The organism is Nocardiopsis sp. NPDC055879 (assembly GCF_053615935.1).
The window spans coordinates 1-1,406 of the sequence record NZ_JBSHCT010000092.1 but is presented as its reverse complement, the minus strand read 5'-3'; the positions used below and the strand labels follow the sequence as shown (position 1 = coordinate 1,406).

Sequence of the window (1,406 nt, the reverse complement as noted above, 5' to 3'; positions counted from 1 at the left end):
GAGCTTCTGGTTCCGCCGGTTTTGTGCTGCCCAGAGGTTGATGGTGAGGCGCCTGGGGTCGGGAGTCTTGGGGTTGTTGGGCGTTGTGTGGGTGGGTTCTCCCTCCTTCCCCGCCGCGTGATTGTTGCCGCCCGCACCGCACGCGTCAAGGCAATGTTGAGTGCTCTGACAGCGGGGCTGGTGGCCTTGACCCGTACGGCACGGGCGGCGGTTTGGCGGCTATCGGGGAAGGGGGAGAGTGGTCGGGGTTCCCAACGGCCCTGTGGGCCTGCGGCCCACTCCGGCCGCAAGCGGCCGGATCCCTTCCCCTCCGCCTGGTGTCCTCGTGGGGCGCGTCGCCACTACGTGACGGGCCCGGTTACGAAGTACCCGCTACAGGTGGGGCACGGGGCCGGGCGCGTCCCAGCGGTAGCCGGCACCGATAGTCAAGACCACACCGAGGCCCACAGCAGGCCCGGGTGCCGGCGGGCCGGTAGCAGTGGTGGGAGCAGCCCCACCCGGCACCGTGCCCGTGGTGGGTAGCCCCGGCACCCTGTAGTGGGGTGGCAGTGGCGCCGGTACTCGCAGTAGGTCCGGTGTCGGTAGGTGTGCTGTCGACACCCCGACGGGGGCCACTCTGTCCCCGGGATATGGCTCTGGGTGGGGGGTTCGCGGTGTTTCTGCCCCTGGGCATGCTGATATCCCCACAGGGCACGGGCCCTTGGGGTCTGACACCCAGATCGGGTGGTCTCTCCGGGGTGATGTTCCACCTGGTGGAAACGCGTGGTGGAAACGGGGGTTGGTGGTTAGAAGGCGGTGGCTGGGGCTGGCTCCCCTTCCCCATCCCCGGACCCGCTGTCCTTTCCCGCTTCCTGGCGGTTCTGGGCGTGGTGGTGTTCCCAGATCTGCCGATTCATCTTCGCCTGCAACCGGTGCTTGAGCCGGTTGTGGGTCGAGCAGAGCACCTGCATGTTGTCGGCGCTGGTGGCCCCGCCGTGGGAGAAGGGGATGATGTGGTCGTACTGTGACCAGCTACGGGGCACGTCGCAGCCCTGGTGCCATTGGCAGGTGAACTCTTTGAACCCGGCCGCTTGGCGGACCGGGTCGGGGGCGCATCGCTGCTTTCGCCCCACGTCCAGCAGGGTTTGACCTTCTTCGTCGGTCACGAACCTGCGCAGCCAGCTGTTGGGGACCAGGCGGGACACCATCTGGTCGGGGATGACCACACCGTCCTCCGTGACGGCGGGTTCAGCGGTTTCGTCTCCGAGGAAGCGTTTGAGGGGGACGGTGATGTTGAGGGTCGCCAACGGTTGGCGGCTCAGGCTGGAGCAGCCCCGGTGGGTCAGAGCGGTCTCGAAGATCCGCATCATCGCGTCATAGACCCGCTGATGCTTCGGCATCGCCGCGTTCTCCGGCCCATACGGCTC

1 protein-coding gene is annotated in these 1,406 nt (G+C 67.5%); it reads right to left on the bottom strand.

The features are described from left to right. Nucleotides 1-785: 785 nt before the first annotated feature. The coding region (locus ACWGKS_RS29960) for an HNH endonuclease signature motif containing protein (protein WP_452525093.1) at nucleotides 786-1,406 on the bottom strand (621 nt) is incomplete at its 5' end.